The organism is Candidatus Pelagibacter sp. uisw_098, from assembly GCF_059512505.1.
The window spans coordinates 510,182-528,387 of record NZ_CM183454.1; the positions used below are offsets into that span (position 1 = coordinate 510,182).

Here is an 18,206-nt window from a genome sequence, read left to right on the forward strand (position 1 = left end):
ATGTGTGGGATTATAGGAATAGCTAGCAATAAATCAGTTTCATCTGCAATCATCAATTCTCTTAGGAAATTAGAGTATAGAGGTTACGACTCTGCAGGAATTGCAACTTTATCTAATGGCATTCTAAATGAAGCAAAATCAGAGGGCAGAGTTGATATTTTAGAAAAAAATCTTGCAGTTAAAAATATGTTGGGCTCAATTGGAATTGGTCATGTTAGATGGGCAACACATGGAATTCCAAATACTATTAATGCACATCCTCATTCATCAGAGAGTGTGTCTGTAGTACATAATGGTATTATTGAAAATTCTACTATTTTAAAAAAGCATTTAATAAATAAAGGTCACATATTTAAATCTCAGACAGATACAGAGGTAATTGTTCATTTAATAACAGAATATTTAAAAGAACTTAATTTAAAAGATGCAATTATTAAAACTCTTAAACAGCTACATGGTAGTTTTGCTTTAGGTATAATTTTTAAAGATCAGCCTGATCTTATAGTGGGTGCTAGAAGAGGATCACCTCTTGCAGTTGGCTACGGTCCTAATGAAAATTATCTAGGATCAGATTCTTACGCTTTAAAATCTATGACTAATAAAATTTCATATTTAAATGATGGAGAATTTTGTATCATAAAAAAAAACCAAGTTGATTTTTTTGACGAAGGAGGCTTAAAAGTTAATAAAAAAGTTTTAGAATTATCCTCTAAAGAACAGGATTATAACAAAGGTGACTTTAAACATTTTATGGCTAAAGAAATTGAAGAACAGCCAACAACGCTAAAGAACTGCATAAACGAGTATGTTGATACAATCAACAACGACATCAATATCTATAATTTTCCCTGGGATATAAAGGAAATTTCTTCTGTTACCTTAATCGGTTGTGGAACAGCTTATCATTCTTGTTTAATGGCAAAGTATTGGTTTGAAGAAAATACCACACTTGATGTAACAATCGATATCGCATCTGAGTTCAGATATCGAAAAAATAGATTTAAAAATGATAATTTATATATTTTTGTTTCTCAATCTGGTGAAACAGCAGACACTTATGCTGCTTTAGATTTATGTAATAAAAATAATATGAAAACCTGCAGCGTGGTTAATGTTATAGAAAGTTCTATTGCAAGAGATTCCAACTTTGTTTTACCAATTCATTGTGGACCAGAAATTGGTGTAGCCTCCACAAAAGCATTTATGGGTCAAATGTTAGTTCTATATATTTTAGTGTTAAAATTAGGAGTTTTAAGAAAAGATTTAGATAAAGATTTATATTTAAACAAAATTAAAGACTTAAAAGTACTACCTAAATTAGTTGAACAGACCTTACTAACTGAAAGTAAAATCCAAACAGTTTCTGGCTCATTTACTGATGCAAAAGGTTCGATGTTTTTAGGTAGAGGTTTTTCTTATCCAATTGCATTAGAGGGTGCGTTAAAGTTAAAAGAATTAGCTTATGTGCATGCTGAAGGCTATCCAGCTGGTGAAATGAAACATGGTCCTTTAGCTTTAATTGAAGATGGAATGCCAGTTGTTGTCTTAGCCCCAAGAGATAATTATTATAAAAAAACAATTTCCAATATGCAGGAAGTAATAGCAAGAGGTGCTAAAGTTTTATTGATTACTAACAAGAGTAAAGATGAAGTTTTTTCAGAAAATATTTGGGAAACAGTATTAGTTGAAAGTGCCAATGATGACTTGTTACCCTTTTTATTAACTGTTCCATTACAAAAATTAGCTTATTATTCAGCACTTAAAAAAGGTTATGACATCGATAAGCCTCGAAATTTAGCAAAATCAGTCACAGTTGAATAATAATTAAACTCTGCTACAACACCCCTAGGTTGAATATGAAAAATTGGAAAATAAATAGTTGGAGAAACTATCCTGTAAAACACATTCCGGAATATCCGGATCAAAAAGATTTAGACGGTGTTTTAAGTAAAATTAAAAATTTCCCCCCATTGGTATTTGCTGGTGAAACGAGACATTTAAAAGAACAGCTTGCTGATGTTGTTGATGGAAAAGCTTTTTTATTACAAGGTGGTGACTGCGCGGAAAGTTTTGCAGAATTTCATCCTGATAATATTAGGGATACATTTAAACTAATACTTCAAATGTCGCTTGTGCTTACTTACTCTGCTTCACTACCAGTTATTAAACTTGGAAGAATTGCTGGCCAATTTTCTAAACCAAGAAGTTCTTCTGTTGAAAATATTGATGGTGTTGAACTACCTAGTTATCTAGGTGATAATATCAATGGTATGGAATTTAATGAAAAATCAAGAGTTCCAGATCCTAAGAGACTTTTTAAAGCATATTCTCAATCTGCATCTACACTTAATCTTATAAGGGCCTTCTCCCATGGAGGTTTTGCTGATCTTAAAAAAGTACATACTTGGAATTTAGGTTTTATTAAAAATTCTCCTGCTGCTAAAAAATTTAAAGATTTAGAAGACAGAATAGCAGATGCCCTAGCATTTATGGATGCATGTGGAATTAATTCAGATTTTAACAGAAGATTAAAAACAGTAAATTTTTGGACTTCGCATGAAGCTTTACTACTACCTTTTGAACAAGCTATGACAAGAGTAGATTCTATAACAGGTGAATATCACGATACTTCAGCACACTTTGTTTGGATAGGTGATAGAACTAGACAGCTAGATGGTGGACATGTTGAGTTTTGTAGAGGAATTGAAAACCCTATTGGTATTAAATGTGGCCCAACATTAAAAGCTGAAGATTTAATAAATCTTTGTAATAAAATTAATCCAAAAAATGAAAAAGGTAAAATAACTTTAATTTCTAGATTTGGACATGAAAATGTTTCAAAATTTTTACCAAAATTAATTAGAGCAATTAAAAAAGAAGGTTTAAACGTGATATGGTCGTGTGATCCATGTCATGGAAATACAATCAAAGCTACAACAGGATTTAAAACAAGACCATTTAATAGTGTTGTCAAAGAAGTAAAAAATGTTTTTGAATGTCACCAAAGTGAAGGAAGTTATGCTGGTGGACTGCACATTGAAATGACAGGTCAAGATGTTACAGAATGCACAGGTGGTGCTCAAAAAATTTCTGATCAAGACTTATCCAGCCGTTATCATACCCATTGCGACCCAAGACTTAATGCTAATCAAGCATTAGAGTTAGCTTTTTTAATTTCTGATGAGATTAAAAAAAATGCAGCATATTCTAAAAAAAATATTAAAGCGGCATCTTAAAGCATTGTATTAAATACAATTTCGTTTAAATTTTAAATAATGAAACCATTAGAAAAAGCACAATTTATAAGCAATTGGATTAAAGATTACGTTGAAAAAATGCCAAGTAAGGCTCAATCTTTAATCATTGGAATTTCTGGAGGAATAGATTCTTCTGTATCAAGCACATTGAGTGCAATGACTGGTATAAAAACAATTGTTTTATCAATGCCGATTAAACAAAAATTATCACAGCATGATTTAAGTTTAAAACACCAAGAATGGCTTGTAAAAAATTTTAATAATGTTGAAGCACATACTGTAAATTTAGATAAATTATTTGAAACATTCGAGGATACCCTATCTAATTTTGATAGTGAACTTGGGATGGCAAATTCTAGAGCAAGAATTAGAATGACTACACTTTATCAAGTAGCTGCTGCAAACAAAGGTATTGTAGTTGGCACTGGTAATAAAGTTGAAGATTTTGGAGTAGGGTTTTATACAAAATATGGAGATGGTGGGGTAGATATTTCTCCTATTGCAGATTGCAATAAATCTGAAATATGGGAAATAGGTAAATCTCTCAATATCCTACAAGAAATAATTGAGGCTGCTCCAACAGATGGATTATGGGATGATGGTAGAACTGACGAAGGTCAATTAGGTCTTAAATATGAGGAATTAGAAGAAGCAATGAATAACGCTAACTCAATAAATCGTGAAAAATACCAAAAAATAAGAAAGATGAACCTGCATAAAATGGAGCCGATTCCAGTTTGCAAGATTCCCAACTAATCTTATAGATTCCCAAATCTATATTTAAAGTATAATTCTAAGATAATGAACAAGGATATTTATTTAACAAACAATCTAAGCAACAAAAAAGAAAAATTTGTTCCATTAGATAATGAAAATATTGGAATGTATGTTTGTGGTCCAACCGTTTATGACAATCCACACATTGGTAACGCAAGACCTCTTGTTATTTTTGATATTTTGTACAAAGTTTTAAAATCAAAATATGGACATGACAAAATAAATTATGTAAGAAATATTACTGATGTTGATGATAAAATAATTAAATCATCAAAAGAGAAAAATATTCCAATATCTGAATTAACCAATAGTGTCATTAAAGATTTTAACCATGATTGTAATTATTTAAATTTAGATAATCCAACACAACAACCAAAAGCTACAGATCATATTGATCTTATGATTAAAATGATATCATCTTTAATAGAAAAAGATTTTGCTTATGAGGCAAACAAGCATGTTTATTTTGAAGTAATTAAATTTGAGGATTATGGAAAACTATCAAATAAAAAATTAGAGGATTTGATTGCAGGGTCTAGAGTTGAAGTTTCAGAAAATAAAAAAAAATCTGAAGATTTTGTTTTATGGAAACCATCTAAGAATGAAGAACCTTCCTGGGATTCTCCTTGGGGCAAAGGAAGACCTGGGTGGCATTTAGAATGCTCCGCGATGTCTAAGAAATATTTAGGAGATGTATTTGATATCCATGGTGGTGGAATTGATTTGATTTTCCCTCATCATGAAAATGAAATTGCACAATCAAGATGTGCTAATGATACAAAAGTTTTTGCAAATTATTGGATTCATAACGCATTTATCACTATGTCCAATGAGAAAATGGCTAAATCAACTGGTAATATACTAAAGATTAAAGACTTCAAAGAAAATGTTGATGGACAAGTTTTGAAACTTGCTCTTATGAGTGCTCACTACAAGCAACCACTAGACTGGAATGAAAAACTCTTAGAGGATTGCAAAAATACTATTGATAAATGGTATGAAGTTTATCTACCTATAAACGATAAGATAGTTTTAAATGAAGATGTTTTATCTCCATTATATGATGATTTGAATACGCCAGGTTATATAGCAAATCTACACCAACTTTATGACAAAGCTCTAAAAGGAGATAATGATGAGAAAAGCTTATTTATATTATCTTGTAATTTTATTGGTATCTTAAACAAAACAAAAGAAGAATGGATTGAGTTTAAAAAGAAAAAATTATCCATCAATGAAGATGAAATTTTAGAAATGATAGCACTTCGGAATAAAGCAAGAGAAGACAAAAATTATAAAGAAGCTGACATCATTCGAGTTAAGCTTTTAGATAAAGGGGTTTTAATAGAAGACAAAGATGATAAAACAATTTGGAAACTAAAATGAGTAAAGAACAACTTTTTATATTCGATACAACTCTAAGAGATGGTGCACAAACGCAAGGTGTAGACTTTTCTGTAGATGATAAAATGAAGATTGCTTCAGCTTTAGATAATTTAGGTGTTGATTATATTGAGGGTGGGTGGCCAGGAGCGAACCCTACAGATACTGAATTTTTTCAGAAAAAACATTTATTTAATAATTCTAAACTAACATCTTTTGGTATGACCAAAAGAACTGGTCGTAGCGCAGATAACGATCCAGGAATATCAGCGCTTTTAAACTCGAACACACCAGCAGTTTGCATTGTAGGTAAGTCATGGGATTTTCATGTTGATATAGCTCTTGGTATTTCTAATGAAGAAAACTTAGAAAACATAAAAGAGACCGCAAAACATTTTGTTAAAGAGAATAAAGAGTTCATGTTTGATGCAGAACATTTTTTTGATGGATACAAAGCTAACCCAAATTATGCTTTATTATGTCTTAAAGCAGCATTCGATGAAGGGGCAAGATGGATTGTTTTATGCGATACTAATGGTGGAACTTTACCTCATGAGATTGCAAAAATAATCTCAGAAGTTTCTAAAACTATACCTGGAAAAAATTTAGGCATACATGCGCACAACGATACGGGTAATGCGGTTGCAAATTCTTTAGCTGCAGTCTTGGCTGGGGTTAGACAAGTGCAAGGAACCATCAATGGTTTAGGTGAAAGATGCGGCAATGCTAACTTAATGTCATTAATTCCTACTTTTTTTTTAAAAGATGATTTTTCTTCTAAATTTCAATTAAAAATTAAACCAGACAACATTAAAAACTTAACTCAATGCTCTAGATTATTAGATGAGATATTAAATAGAAAACCTAACAAACATCTTCCATACGTTGGTGCTGCTGCTTTTTCTCATAAAGGTGGTCTTCATGTATCAGCTGTTCAAAAAGATCCAAAAACTTATGAACATATTAATCCTGAGGAAGTTGGAAATTCTAGAAATATTGTAGTCTCAGATCAATCAGGAAAGTCTAATATAATTTCAAGATTAAAAACCATCGGAATTGAAATAGAAGAAAACGATCCTAAAATTAAAAAACTTTTAGATGAAGTAAAAGATAGGGAATTTATTGGTTATAGTTACGACGGAGCTGATGCTTCTTTTGAATTGTTGGCAAGACGAATTATTGGTGAAATACCAAGGTATATTTTAATTCAGGAATACGATGTTTCTGTTAAAAAAGATTCATTTGGAAAAATAATTTCATCTGCAAGAGCTCAATTAGAAGTAGATGGTGAAAAAATTATTTGTGAAGGTAAAGGTAATGGTCCAGTAAATGCATTAGATAATGCTATTAGGCAAAATGTTGAAAGACTAAATAAATATTCTAAATATTTGAAAGACCTTAAGTTAGTTGATTATAAAGTTAGAATCCTAAATACTGGAACTGAGGCAATCACAAGAGTTTCAATAGAAAGTTCAGACTCAAAAGGAAAAAATTGGTTCACCATTGGTGTGTCAGCAAATATAATTGATGCTTCATTTAAAGCATTGGTAGATAGTTTAGATTATAAATTGTTTAAAGATAAGGCTCCAGCAAGCAAATAATCATGAAGACTAAAATATCAAGCTATAGTAGAAATCACGAATTAGATTAATTAAAATAATAATGTCTTTCAATAATATTTCTTTTATTTTACATCAACCACAGTTATCCGAAAATATAGGTGCATGCGCTAGAGCGATAAAAAATTTTAATTTCAAAAAATTAGTGATTGTAAAACCAAAGCCTATTTTTCCAAATGATAAAATTTTAGCAACATCTGTTGGTGCTAAAGATTTAATCAAAAATGCAAAAATTTATGAAACCTTAGAATCTGCCATTAAAAAAGTGGATTATGTTATTGCTACATCAGCAAGGTTTAGAAATAAGAATATTAAACATATAAAATTAAACGATTTAAAAAAAATTGACTTTAACAAGAAAGTTGCTTTTTTATTTGGTTCAGAAGCATCTGGACTCTCCAATAATGAAATTAGTTATGCAAATTATACTATGCAAATACCAACCAATCCTGATTTCAAATCTTTAAACCTATCTCATAGTGTCATTATTATTGCACATACAGTAGCTAGTATTATTGACTTAAAAGGAGTGAGATATTCTAAATCTCAAAAAGTGTCTCTTGCAAGTAAAAGAGATGTGCAGGCAATGACTAATTTGTGTATAAAAAAATTAGAAGAAAAGAGTTTTTTTAAGCCTCAAGAGAAGAGACCTATCATGCTGGAAAACTTAAGAAGTATTTTTTCGAAAATGGAGCTATCTGAGAAAGAAACACGTATTTTATCAAGTGTATTTGCTAGTTTAGCCAAAAAAGGTTGATTGACAAAATAATGAGTAAGTTTATAACCCCAACTATCAAATGACAAAAAGAATAAGTTCTAAACACAAAATAGATAGAAGGTTAAAGATAAACTTATGGGGTAGACCCAAAAGTCCTTTTAACACTAGAGCGTATGGACCAGGTCAACATGGTCAATCTAGACAGGGAAAACCCTCTGATTACGGAATTCAATTACAGGCCAAACAGAAGTTAAAAGGTTACTACGGTAACATTAATGAAAGACAATTTAGAAATATTTATAAAAAAGCAGCAATGCAAAAAGGTGACACTGGTGAGAATTTAATTGGGCTGCTTGAGAGACGACTTGATGCCGTTGTATATAGAGCAAGATTTTCAACAACAATCTTTTCTGCAAGACAGCTCATTAATCATGGTCATGTAAAAGTTAATGGTAAAAAAGTTAACATTGCAAGTTATGTTGTAACAGAAGAAGATACGATTGAAATTAGAGATAAATCTAAACAGTTAGCATTTATTGATATTGCTTTAGCAAATAAAGAAAGAGAAACCCCAGAATACATCCTTATGGATGAAAAGAATAAAAAAGTTACCTTTGTAAGAGTACCTAAGTTTGAGGAAGTTCCTTATCCAGTTGTTATGGAACCCAACCTAGTAATTGAATATTACTCTAGATAATAAATACTTATTTTTTTAAAATTCCAGTAAAACCGTGTGATAAACCTGAGTGAGTTTTTTGTAAATCTACTATATGTTTATGTTCATAAAAACAATTTTTATGAATGATTAAATGCAACTTACAAAATTTTTAAATAGATTATTTAAAAAAGATGGCTTTATACTGGTTGATGCATATTCAAAGAAACATATTATAGGTTCACCCAAAAATAAAAAGCCAATTATAGTCAAAATTTTAAATCAGAAACTTCATTATAAATTATTAATTCGTCCTGATTTATATTTTGGTGAAGCTTATTCAGATGGGGATATAATAATTGAGAATGGAAGCCTAACAGACTTTTTAGATATAGCGCTCATGAATCTTGGAAGAGGGGAGTTAAATTTTTTTACTAAGATAATAAATAAACTAAATGGTTCATATAGATATTTGACAAATTTTAATTTTATAAAAAAGTCAAAAATGAATGTAGCTCACCATTATGACCTCTCAGATAATTTATACAGTTTATTTTTAGATTCAAAAAAACAATATTCATGTGGATATTTTGAAAGAGAAAGCGATAACTTAGAAACTGCTCAAAATAATAAAATACAACATATAATTAAAAAATTAAACATACAGCCAAATCAAAAAGTTCTTGATATTGGTTGTGGGTGGGGATCTTTAGCTATTGATATTGCCAAATGTGCGAATTGTGAAGTTACAGGAATAACTTTATCTGAAAATCAGTTCAATTATTGTACAAAAAAAGCCAAAGAACTTAATTTGGAAAATCAAGTTACATTTAAGCTTATAGACTACCGTCAGTTAGATGAAAAATTTGATAGAATTGTGAGTGTTGGAATGTTTGAACATGTAGGTAGAAAATTTTACAAAAATTTTTTTAATCAAGTCGAAAAACTACTTAATGATGATGGTGTTTCTTTAGTTCACACTATTGGATCAGTTAATCCACCTAGAGACCCACATCCATGGATAACAAAATATATTTTTCCTGGTGGCTATACTCCTAGTCTTAGTGAGGTGATATCCCCAATAGAGAAAGCAGGATTAATAGTGTCTGATATTGAGGTACTCAAATTGCATTACTCATTTACCTTAAGACACTGGAAGGAGAACTGCATAAAAAACAGAGAGCAAATCATTAAAATGTTTGATGAAAAATTTTTTAGAATGTGGGAGTTTTATTTAACGAGTTGCGAAAGTGCATTTAAATGGGGTGATCAAGTTGTTTATCAATTTCAACTAACGAAAAATTATACATCAACACCAACCACAAGAGATTATATTTACAAGCAATAAACTATTTTTTAAAATCTATTCCTTTATCCTCAAGTATCTTTTTAAGCTCACCACTCTCATACATTTCTTTCACAATGTCACAACCACCTACAAATTCACCTTTAATATAAACTTGTGGAATAGTAGGCCAATCACTGAATTCTTTTATACCTTCTCTTAAAGATTGACTTTCAAGAACATTAATCCCTTTGTAATTAACTTCTAAAATTTTTAACATATTAGAAACAGCCATAGAAAACCCACACTGCGGAGCGTCAGGAGTTCCCTTCATAAATAAACAAACTTCATTATTGGTAATTTCATTATTAATCAAATCTTTAGTTGGTTGGTCCATTTTATTTCTCCTTTGTTTTAATTGCTAAAGCGTGCAGTTCATTTCCCATTTTTCCTTTTAGGGAATTATACACCATCTTATGTTGTTCAATTTTGCTTATTCCAGAAAATTTATCTGAAGTAATTGTTGCAGAGTAGTGATTACTGTCACCTGCTAAATCTTGAATTTCTATTGTAGCATCTGGTAAAGACTCTTTAATAAGCGTTTCAATTTCTTTTATATCCATTGCCATTTATTTACTCATATAGTTAGTTAGCCAAGTTGTATGTGATTTAATTAAATCGTCAATTGATACTTTTGATTTATCATCAATAATTAAATCACTATCATTTACAGTTGCAAGTTCTTCAAAATGAACATAACTCTCCAAAAGGATCTTAGTGACACTTTCAATATCATCATTACTAATTTCTATTATATACCTACCTTGATCTTCTCCAAATAAGTATTCAAATTTATTTATTAAATAGTTAGGTTTTTTAAGGATTGCACCTTTTTTGCCTTTAATGCACATCTTAGATAAAGCGGTAATAATACCTCCTAGTGACACGTCGTGGGCTGCTCTTATAAGTTTTTTATCAATTAGTTTTAAAATTGTTTCACCATTATTTTTTTCATTAAATAAATTAATCTCTGGGGGAGGGCCATTTTTTTCATTTAGAACATCCCTTGCAAACAAACTTTGGTCTAGGTGTCCTTCAGTTTTTCCTATCACTAAAAGAACATTATCGGTCTTCTTAAGATCCATCGTAACCATGTTTTTATAATCTTTAATCAACCCAACACCACCAATCGCTGGAGTGGGTTTAATCCCAATGTCTTTAGTTTGATTGTAAAAAGAAACATTTCCAGAAACAACTGGAAAATCCAAGTAAGAACTAGCCTCTCCTAGACCTTGAACGCATTCTACAAATTCACCCATATTTTCTTGGTTTTCAGGACTTCCAAAATTTAAACAGTTAGTAATTGCAATTGGTTTTGCACCAACAGATATTAAATTTCTCCAGCTCTCACAAACAATTTGTTTTCCACCACTTAAAGGATGAGCCCAACAATAAACTGCTGAAGAATCTACAGAAGCTGCCACAGCTTTATTGGTACCATGTATTCGAACAACACCTGCATCTCCTCCGGGTTTTTGAATAGTATCACCCATAACCGTATGATCATATTGCTGCCAAATCCATTCCTTACTGCACACATTAGGGTTTGATAAAATCTTATTTAAAACATTTATTACTTTTAAATTTTTAAATTTTTCTTTTTCAATCTTTATTTTTTTTGGAAGTTTAGCTTTTTTCCATTTTCTGTCATACATTGGAGAGTTTTCAACTAGTGTATTTACAGGGATATCTGCAACTTTTTTTTCATCAAAATAAAGTTCAATTTTTTTACTCTTTGTTGTTTTGCCAATTACAGCAAAGTCTAAATTCCACTTATCAAATATTTTTTTTGCTAAGTCTTCTTTCCCATTTTCTAGAACTATAAGCATTCTCTCTTGACTTTCTGAAAGCATAATTTCGTAAGGAGTCATTTTAGTCTCTCTACAAGGAACCATATCTAAATTAATTTCTATACCAAGATTTCCTTTTGAAGCCATTTCAATACTAGAAGAAGTTAGACCAGCAGCACCCATATCTTGAATTGCTATAATTGAATCTCCAGCCATTAATTCTAAACAAGCCTCTAATAAAAGTTTTTCAGTAAAAGGGTCACCAACTTGTACTGTTGGTTTTTTTTCTTCAATTTTGTCATCAAATGAGGCTGAAGCCATGCTTGCGCCATGAATACCATCCCTTCCAGTTTTAGAACCAACATATATTACAGGCTTTCCTAAACCAGCAGCTTTTGAATAAAAAATTTTATTTTTTTTAACCAATCCTAATGTCATAGCATTTACTAGAATATTACCGTTATAAGACTCGTCAAAACTAGTTTGGCCTGCAATCGTTGGAACACCCATACAATTACCATAACCTCCAATGCCGTGAACAACACCACGAAGTAAATTTTTTGTTTTTTTATTTTGAGGGGAGCCAAAATGAATTGAGTTAAGGTTTGCGATAGGTCTAGCACCCATTGTAAATATATCCCTCATAATTCCACCCACACCAGTTGCAGCACCTTGATAAGGTTCAATAAATGAAGGATGATTGTGACTCTCTATCTTAAAAACTATCGCATCATTATCCCCAATATCAATGACACCAGCATTTTCACCAGGACCTTGAATTACATTTTTACCTTTTGTAGGTAAATTTTTAAGATGAAATCTTGATGATTTATAGGAACAATGTTCATTCCACATTGCAGAAAAAATTCCTAGCTCAGTAATATTAGGAACTCTTTTTAATAAAGCACAAATTTTTTTATACTCATCTTTTTTTAAACCATGATCAATTGCAATTTGTTCGTTAACTATCATTATCTTAAATTATTAATTAGGTTTTCAAAAAATATTGAACCATCTTCACCTGATAGAGCAGGGTCAATCATACGTTCAGGATGAGGCATCATTCCTAAAATATTTTTTTCTTTATTAAAAATACCCGCAATATTTTTAATAGAGCCATTGGGGTTATTTTCTTTATTAACATTTCCAACTATATTTGAATAAAATAAAGCTATTTGATTATTATCATCAATTTCTTTTATCTGTTCTTTTGAGCAAAAGTAATTTCCTTCATTATGGGCAATATGAAGTTCAAGTGTATCCTTCTTGATGCCTTTAAAATATGAGTTATCTTTATTGTTAATTTTTACATAAACATTTTTACAAATAAATTCCATGTACTTATTTCTAAGTAATACACCTGGAAGCAAACCTGCTTCTACTAAAATTTGAAAACCATTGCAGATACCCATAACCTTACCACCCCCTTGCGCAAAGTTGAGTACAGATTTCATAATTTTAGACTTTGAAGCCATACTTCCACATCTAAGATAATCACCATAAGAAAAGCCACCAGGCAAAACTACTAAATCACTTTTTGGTAGCTCCAGATCATCATGCCAAACCATCTTATTTTTAAAACCAAATTTCTTTAAGGCAACATCCATATCTCTATCACAATTAGATCCAGGAAAAGTTATTACTGTTGAATTCATTATTTATTATTGTGACTCAATAATTTTATAATTTTCTATAACTAAATTAGCCAAAAGTTTTTTGCACATCTCTTCTACCTTTTTTTCAGCTTTTTTTTTATCATTTTCTTTTGTATCAATTTCAAAATACTTTCCTTGTCTTACCTCGTTGACATCCTTGAATCCCATGCCATCTAATGTTTGATGAATAACTTTACCTTGTGGGTCAAGCACATCTTTTTTAAGTGTAATAATTACTGATATTTTCATATTTACTTTCTTTTTTTTATAGATCTTAATTTTGTAAAATTGACTGCACTTAAGTTTGAATTTTCATGAAGAATTCCCAGTCTTTTTGCAACCTCAGTATAAGCAGGTATCAGGTCTCCCAAGTCTTTTCTAAATCGATCTTTATCAAGTTTTTTATCAGTAACTGAGTCCCATAATCTACAAGTATCGGGACTTATTTCATCTGCCAAGATAACTTCAGATTTTCCATTAATTTTTATTCTTCCAAATTCTAGTTTAAAATCTATTAATTTAATTCCAACACCCCTGAACATACCAATCATAAAATCATTGATTCTTAGGATCATTTTTTTAACTTTTTCTAATTCTTTTTTTGAGGCCCAATCAAAAGCTAATATATGTTCTTCTGCAATTAAAGGATCACCTAATTTATCATCTTTTAAACAATACTCTAACAAAGGTTCTTTTAAAACTGTACCATCTTCAATTCCAAGTCTTTTTGTTATAGATCCTGTTGCAACATTTCTTATAATGAATTCGATTGGAATAATTTCAACAAATTTAGTAATTTGTTCTCGCATATTCAATCTTTTTACTAAATGATTTTTAATTCCTATTTGACCCAAGTTTGTAAGAATATGTGCAGATATTCTATTGTTCAAAACACCCTTACCTTCAATTTTAGATTTTTTTAAATTATTAAAAGCTGTCGCATCATCTTTAAAATATTGAATAACTAAATTTTTATCAGTTGTTGAGTAGATAATTTTTGCTTTTCCTTCATATAATTTTTTACCTTTTTTCATTATTTAAAAACTCTTTTAAAAATTAAATCTACGTTTTTAAAGTGGGATGAATAATTGAATATTGCCCTAAGTTTTTTAGTGGAAATTTTAGTAATAATAAATTCATCTTTTGATATTAGGTCAAATAAATTTAGATCTTCAGCAAAACATTTTTTTGCATAATTTTGAACCATTTTATAAGATTGTTCTCTACTTAGGCCTGATTTAGTTAACTCTAGCATAACTTCTTGAGAAAAGATTAAACCCTTTGTTAAATTTAAATTTTCAATCATCTTTTTTGGATAGACAATCATTTTATCTAAAATACTTCCCAGTCTTACTAGGGCAAAATCTAAAGTTATGTTTGCATCTGGTCCAATATTTCTTTCAACACTAGAATGAGAAATATCTCTTTCATGCCATAAGGCAATATTTTCAAGCGCTGGAACAACAGCACTTCGAACCATTCTTGCAAGCCCAGTTAAGTTTTCACTCAAGATTGGATTTTTTTTGTGTGGCATAGCTGAGGAGCCTTTTTGATCTTTTGAAAAAAATTCTTGTACTTCATAAACTTCAGTTCTTTGTAGGTGTCTAATCTCAATTGCAACTCTTTCAACAGAACCAGCAATAATTCCAAGAACAGAAAAATAAAATGCATGACGATCTCTTGGTATTACCTGTGTAGAAATTGGCTCTACTTTTAAACCAAGCTTTTTAGCAACATGCTTTTCAACATTAGGACTAATATTGGCAAATGTACCAACCGCACCAGAGATTGCACATGTTGAAATTTCATCAATTGCATCGACTAATCTTTTTCTATTTCTTTTGAATTCCTCATAAAATGACGCAAGCTTTAAACCAAAAGTAATGGGTTCTGCGTGTATTCCGTGACTTCTTCCGATGCACGGAGTGTATTTATATTTTTTAGCCTGTTTTTTTAAAACTTTTAAGATTTTATCAATATCATCTAATAAAATTTTACCAGATTGTACCAATTGAATATTTAAACTTGTATCCAATACATCTGAAGATGTCATGCCTTGGTGAAGATATCTTGCTTTAATTCCAGCTTTTTCCGTAACAGAGGTTAAAAAAGCTATAACATCGTGCTTAACCTTAGATTCAATTTGATGAATTCTTTTAACATTAATTTTAGCTTTTTTTCTAACAACTGATGATACACCTTTAGGGATCTGACCCATTTTTTCCATCGCTTCAGCTGCAGCAACTTCTACATCAAGCCAAATTTGGTATTTATTTTCTTCTGACCATATGTCAGTAAGTTGTTTTCTAGAGTATCTTTCAATCATTAATTATAAGTAAGGAGGCTTTGAATAACCTTTAACAGATTCTGTAAAGATTTCATAACCATTTTCAGTAATACCTAGTGTATGCTCAAATTGTGCAGATAAAGATTTATCTTTTGTAACAGCTGTCCACCCATCTTTTAGCATTTTTACATCCCATGCACCCACATTTATCATAGGTTCAATCGTAAAAGTCATGCCAGGTCTAAGCTCCATACCAGTATTTTTTCTGCCATAATGTAGAATATTTGGAGGCTCATGAAATGTAGTACTTATCCCGTGACCACAAAAATCTCTTACTACAGAATATCCTTTTTTTTCTACAAAGGATTGTATTTCATGCCCAATATCTCCGAGCCTTAATCCTGGTTTTAATAATCTTATAGCTCTCATCATAGATTCATAAGTAGTATCAATTAGATTATTAACTTTAACGGGTGTCTTGCCAATACAAAACATTCTACTAGTGTCACCATAATGCTCATCAATTATTGCGGTAACATCAACGTTAAGGGCGTCACCTTCATTTAGAACTCTGTCAGAAGGTATGCCATGACACACAATGTGGTTTAAAGAAGTACACAATGATTTTTTAAAACCCCTGTAAAATAGTGGAGCTGAGTAGGCACCATTATCTCTTATAAACTCATAACCTAATTTATCTATAAATTCTGTAGTCACACCTGGCTTAATATTATCTGTTAGCATATCAAGAGTTTCAGCAGCTAACTTTCCAGCTACTCTCATTTTTTCAAATTTTTTTAAATAATCAGGCATTAATAATTTTAATTTTTTTTTCTATCTTAATTTCTTTAGAATTTATTTTGCAACGATAGGCTAAAAAAATTACACCAGCTTTTTTTGCAAGTAAATAATTTTCATAATATTCTTTATCAATATCTTTGGCTATTTTAAAGTTTTCAACACCTTGTATTTGAACTAAGAACAATAAATAAGATTTATAACCGTTTTTAATGGCGGTAATAAGAGTTTTTAAATGTTTGGAACCTCTAGAAGTTACTGCGTCTGGAAATTCTGCAATTTTTTCATCTCTAAATAATGTAACATTTTTAACCTCAACAAATATTTTTTGTTTATTTTTTTCAACTAAAAAATCAAACCGTGTTTCTTTGTCAAAAAAAACCTCAGGTTTAATAGTGTCGTTATTTGACACTTCTTTAACAAGATTATTAGACAGTGCATGGTAGGCAATTTTATTTGCAAAATGAGTGTTAACACCCACTAAATTTTTCTTAACCTTGATGATTTCCAGTGTGTACTTAAGTTTTCTTTTTGGATCATCATTTTTAGAAATAAAAACTTCATTCCCCTCATCCAACAAACCTTTCATTGACCCAGTATTTGGACAGTGGGCAGTTACAATTTCTTTACCAATTCTAACATCAGCAAAAAATCTCTTATATCTTTTGATAAGTCTGCCTTTAATTAAAGTTTTGGTAAATTTCATATTTAAATTGTATATTCAAATATGACAAAAAACAAAAAAGTTAATGCCGCAATATTAATTATTGGCAATGAAATTCTTTCTGGAAGAACTCAAGATACAAATACTAGCACAATTGCACAATGGCTGAACTCAATCGGTGTAAAAGTTGATGAGGTTAGAGTTATCCCGGATATTGAGGATACAATTGTTGAGACCCTTAATCATTTAAGAAAAGTTAATAATTATGTATTTACAACTGGCGGTATTGGACCAACACATGATGATATTACTGCAAAATGTATTTCAAAAGCATTTAACCTTGAATATGAAATTCATAAAGAAGCTTTTAAAATATTAGAAACTTATTACAAGATAGGAGAGTTTAACGAAGGTAGACAAAAAATGGTATGGATGCCACGTGATGCTAATTTAATATTAAATCCAACAAGTGGTGCACCAGGGTTTAATGTTGAAAATGTTTTTTGCTTACCAGGAGTTCCTTCAATTTTAAAGTCAATGTTGGGTGGATTAAAAAACAAAATAGTAGGTGGAGATCCAATATTAAGCCATACAATAAGTTTAAAAACTGTTGAAAGTGAAATTGCAAAATCTTTAACTAACGTCCAAGATAATAATAAGGATGTTGAAATTGGAAGTTATCCTTTTTTTCAAGCAGGCAAATTAGGTGTATCGATAGTAATACGATCTGAAGACCAACTTAAAATTGATAAATGTAGTTCTGAAATATTAGAGTTTGTTAATCAAAAAAAAATAGAAGTAGTTGTTAGATAATTAAATGCTTTATTTTGCTTATGGCAGTAATCTAAATCATTTTCAAATGAAAAGAAGATGTAAAGACAGTGTCTTTTTAAAGAAGATTAATTTAAGTAATTTTAAACTAACTTTTAGAAGTAAATATAGAGTTGCTGATATAGAGTCTAAAAAAAAATCAATTGTTCCAGGTGCTTTATTTGAAATATCAAAAAGTGATGAAAAAAAGTTAGATGTTTATGAAGACCATCCAGTTCTATATAAAAAATATTATTTTACTTATTATGGTAAAAAAGTAATGACCTATACAATGACTAAAAAAAGTTTATTTGCATATCCAACAGAACGATATTTGAATGTTCTAAAGAGAGGTTATAAAGATTGTAATTTAGATAATCATATTCTTAAAAAAGCATTAAAAGCTTAATTAAAATATTGATATGATTTGTTAACAAAAAGAAGTTGA

Annotated in this window: 19 protein-coding genes; 10 read left to right on the forward strand and 9 right to left on the reverse strand. The window is 30.3% G+C overall.

All coding sequences use genetic code 11. From position 1 onward, the window contains the following. From glmS to AC5YF9_RS02725, 8 genes are all read left to right on the forward strand, one after another. Positions 1-1,821 (forward strand): glutamine--fructose-6-phosphate transaminase (isomerizing), encoded by a 1,821-nt coding sequence (gene glmS, locus AC5YF9_RS02690; RefSeq protein WP_415304545.1) that lies wholly within the window; start codon positions 1-3, stop codon positions 1,819-1,821. A gap of 35 nt (positions 1,822-1,856) precedes the next feature. Then, a complete protein-coding gene (locus tag AC5YF9_RS02695) occupies positions 1,857-3,236 on the forward strand; it encodes a class II 3-deoxy-7-phosphoheptulonate synthase (RefSeq protein WP_415304547.1) in 1,380 nt (459 codons plus the stop codon). Positions 3,237-3,275: 39 nt separating this feature from the next. After that, a complete protein-coding gene (gene nadE, locus AC5YF9_RS02700) occupies positions 3,276-4,013 on the forward strand; it encodes an NAD(+) synthase (protein WP_415304549.1) in 738 nt (245 codons plus the stop codon). A 45-nt stretch (positions 4,014-4,058) separates the two neighbouring features. Continuing rightward, entirely contained in the window at positions 4,059-5,420 is a 1,362-nt protein-coding gene (gene cysS, locus AC5YF9_RS02705) for a cysteine--tRNA ligase (protein ID WP_415304550.1), read from the forward strand. Next, complete coding sequence (gene cimA / locus AC5YF9_RS02710) at positions 5,417-7,018, forward strand: citramalate synthase (protein WP_415304552.1); 1,602 nt, start codon at positions 5,417-5,419, stop codon at positions 7,016-7,018. Before cysS ends, cimA begins: the two co-directional genes overlap by 4 nt. A 61-nt stretch (positions 7,019-7,079) precedes the next feature. Continuing rightward, entirely contained in the window at positions 7,080-7,793 is a 714-nt protein-coding gene (locus AC5YF9_RS02715) for an RNA methyltransferase (protein ID WP_496169942.1), read from the forward strand. Between the two features lie 40 nt (positions 7,794-7,833). Beyond that, positions 7,834-8,451, forward strand: coding sequence for a 30S ribosomal protein S4 (gene rpsD, locus AC5YF9_RS02720; RefSeq protein ID WP_415304557.1), 618 nt, complete (start codon positions 7,834-7,836; stop codon positions 8,449-8,451). Between the two features lie 112 nt (positions 8,452-8,563). Further along, on the forward strand, positions 8,564-9,757 hold the full coding sequence (locus AC5YF9_RS02725) for a class I SAM-dependent methyltransferase (protein WP_415304559.1): 1,194 nt from the start codon (positions 8,564-8,566) through the stop codon (positions 9,755-9,757). A gap of 1 nt (position 9,758) precedes the next feature. On the opposite strand, the gene grxD is transcribed toward AC5YF9_RS02725, so the two are convergent. Genes grxD through sfsA form a run of 9 tightly spaced genes read right to left on the reverse strand, consistent with a single transcriptional unit; the run spans position 9,759 to position 16,990 of the window. Then, entirely contained in the window at positions 9,759-10,091 is a 333-nt protein-coding gene (grxD, locus tag AC5YF9_RS02730; RefSeq protein WP_415304561.1) for a Grx4 family monothiol glutaredoxin, read from the reverse strand. 1 nt (position 10,092) lies between these two features. Further along, positions 10,093-10,323, reverse strand: coding sequence for a BolA/IbaG family iron-sulfur metabolism protein (locus AC5YF9_RS02735; RefSeq protein WP_415304563.1), 231 nt, complete (start codon positions 10,321-10,323; stop codon positions 10,093-10,095). Next, positions 10,324-12,516 carry a phosphoribosylformylglycinamidine synthase subunit PurL gene (gene purL, locus AC5YF9_RS02740; protein WP_415304565.1) on the reverse strand — a complete coding sequence of 731 codons (2,193 nt, stop codon included), beginning with the start codon at positions 12,514-12,516 and terminating at the stop codon, positions 10,324-10,326. It lies immediately after the preceding gene. Continuing rightward, positions 12,516-13,199, reverse strand: coding sequence for a phosphoribosylformylglycinamidine synthase subunit PurQ (purQ, locus tag AC5YF9_RS02745; protein ID WP_415304566.1), 684 nt, complete (start codon positions 13,197-13,199; stop codon positions 12,516-12,518). The genes purL and purQ overlap by 1 nt, the downstream gene beginning before the upstream one ends. Positions 13,200-13,205: 6 nt before the next feature. Next, the gene (gene purS, locus AC5YF9_RS02750; protein ID WP_415304568.1) at positions 13,206-13,448 is read right to left on the reverse strand and encodes a phosphoribosylformylglycinamidine synthase subunit PurS; all 243 of its coding nucleotides are present in this window, start codon (positions 13,446-13,448) and stop codon (positions 13,206-13,208) included. Between the two features lie 2 nt (positions 13,449-13,450). After that, positions 13,451-14,233, reverse strand: coding sequence for a phosphoribosylaminoimidazolesuccinocarboxamide synthase (gene purC / locus AC5YF9_RS02755; protein WP_415304570.1), 783 nt, complete (start codon positions 14,231-14,233; stop codon positions 13,451-13,453). Then, complete coding sequence (purB, locus tag AC5YF9_RS02760) at positions 14,233-15,525, reverse strand: adenylosuccinate lyase (RefSeq protein WP_415304571.1); 1,293 nt, start codon at positions 15,523-15,525, stop codon at positions 14,233-14,235. The genes purC and purB overlap by 1 nt, the downstream gene beginning before the upstream one ends. A 3-nt stretch (positions 15,526-15,528) precedes the next feature. Further along, positions 15,529-16,299 (reverse strand): type I methionyl aminopeptidase, encoded by a 771-nt coding sequence (map, locus tag AC5YF9_RS02765; protein ID WP_415304573.1) that lies wholly within the window; start codon positions 16,297-16,299, stop codon positions 15,529-15,531. Continuing rightward, complete coding sequence (gene sfsA / locus AC5YF9_RS02770; RefSeq protein WP_415304575.1) at positions 16,292-16,990, reverse strand: DNA/RNA nuclease SfsA; 699 nt, start codon at positions 16,988-16,990, stop codon at positions 16,292-16,294. Before sfsA ends, map begins: the two co-directional genes overlap by 8 nt. Positions 16,991-17,011: 21 nt before the next feature. On the opposite strand from sfsA, the gene AC5YF9_RS02775 reads away from it, so the two are divergent. After that, positions 17,012-17,761 (forward strand): competence/damage-inducible protein A, encoded by a 750-nt coding sequence (locus AC5YF9_RS02775; RefSeq protein WP_415304577.1) that lies wholly within the window; start codon positions 17,012-17,014, stop codon positions 17,759-17,761. A gap of 4 nt (positions 17,762-17,765) precedes the next feature. Continuing rightward, positions 17,766-18,167 carry a gamma-glutamylcyclotransferase family protein gene (locus AC5YF9_RS02780; protein WP_415304578.1) on the forward strand — a complete coding sequence of 134 codons (402 nt, stop codon included), beginning with the start codon at positions 17,766-17,768 and terminating at the stop codon, positions 18,165-18,167. Positions 18,168-18,206 lie beyond the last annotated feature (39 nt).

Excerpts from the sequence above, each read along its gene's own strand:
- purL (WP_415304565.1), bottom strand. The coding sequence starts at position 12,516 with ATGATAGTTAACGAACAAATTGCAATTGATCATGGTTTAAAAAAAGAT.
- AC5YF9_RS02735 (WP_415304563.1), bottom strand. The coding sequence starts at position 10,323 with ATGGCAATGGATATAAAAGAAATTGAAACGCTTATTAAAGAGTCTTTA.
- map (WP_415304573.1), bottom strand. The coding sequence starts at position 16,299 with ATGCCTGATTATTTAAAAAAATTTGAAAAAATGAGAGTAGCTGGAAAG.
- grxD (WP_415304561.1), bottom strand. The coding sequence starts at position 10,091 with ATGGACCAACCAACTAAAGATTTGATTAATAATGAAATTACCAATAAT.
- purC (WP_415304570.1), bottom strand. The coding sequence starts at position 14,233 with ATGAAAAAAGGTAAAAAATTATATGAAGGAAAAGCAAAAATTATCTAC.
- rpsD (WP_415304557.1), top strand. The coding sequence starts at position 7,834 with ATGACAAAAAGAATAAGTTCTAAACACAAAATAGATAGAAGGTTAAAG.
- nadE (WP_415304549.1), top strand. The coding sequence starts at position 3,276 with ATGAAACCATTAGAAAAAGCACAATTTATAAGCAATTGGATTAAAGAT.
- AC5YF9_RS02775 (WP_415304577.1), top strand. The coding sequence starts at position 17,012 with ATGACAAAAAACAAAAAAGTTAATGCCGCAATATTAATTATTGGCAAT.
- cysS (WP_415304550.1), top strand. The coding sequence starts at position 4,059 with ATGAACAAGGATATTTATTTAACAAACAATCTAAGCAACAAAAAAGAA.
- AC5YF9_RS02725 (WP_415304559.1), top strand. The coding sequence starts at position 8,564 with ATGCAACTTACAAAATTTTTAAATAGATTATTTAAAAAAGATGGCTTT.
- AC5YF9_RS02780 (WP_415304578.1), top strand. The coding sequence starts at position 17,766 with ATGCTTTATTTTGCTTATGGCAGTAATCTAAATCATTTTCAAATGAAA.
- purS (WP_415304568.1), bottom strand. The coding sequence starts at position 13,448 with ATGAAAATATCAGTAATTATTACACTTAAAAAAGATGTGCTTGACCCA.
- AC5YF9_RS02695 (WP_415304547.1), top strand. The coding sequence starts at position 1,857 with ATGAAAAATTGGAAAATAAATAGTTGGAGAAACTATCCTGTAAAACAC.
- glmS (WP_415304545.1), top strand. The coding sequence starts at position 1 with ATGTGTGGGATTATAGGAATAGCTAGCAATAAATCAGTTTCATCTGCA.
- sfsA (WP_415304575.1), bottom strand. The coding sequence starts at position 16,990 with ATGAAATTTACCAAAACTTTAATTAAAGGCAGACTTATCAAAAGATAT.
- purB (WP_415304571.1), bottom strand. The coding sequence starts at position 15,525 with ATGATTGAAAGATACTCTAGAAAACAACTTACTGACATATGGTCAGAA.
- cimA (WP_415304552.1), top strand. The coding sequence starts at position 5,417 with ATGAGTAAAGAACAACTTTTTATATTCGATACAACTCTAAGAGATGGT.
- purQ (WP_415304566.1), bottom strand. The coding sequence starts at position 13,199 with ATGAATTCAACAGTAATAACTTTTCCTGGATCTAATTGTGATAGAGAT.
- AC5YF9_RS02715 (WP_496169942.1), top strand. The coding sequence starts at position 7,080 with ATGTCTTTCAATAATATTTCTTTTATTTTACATCAACCACAGTTATCC.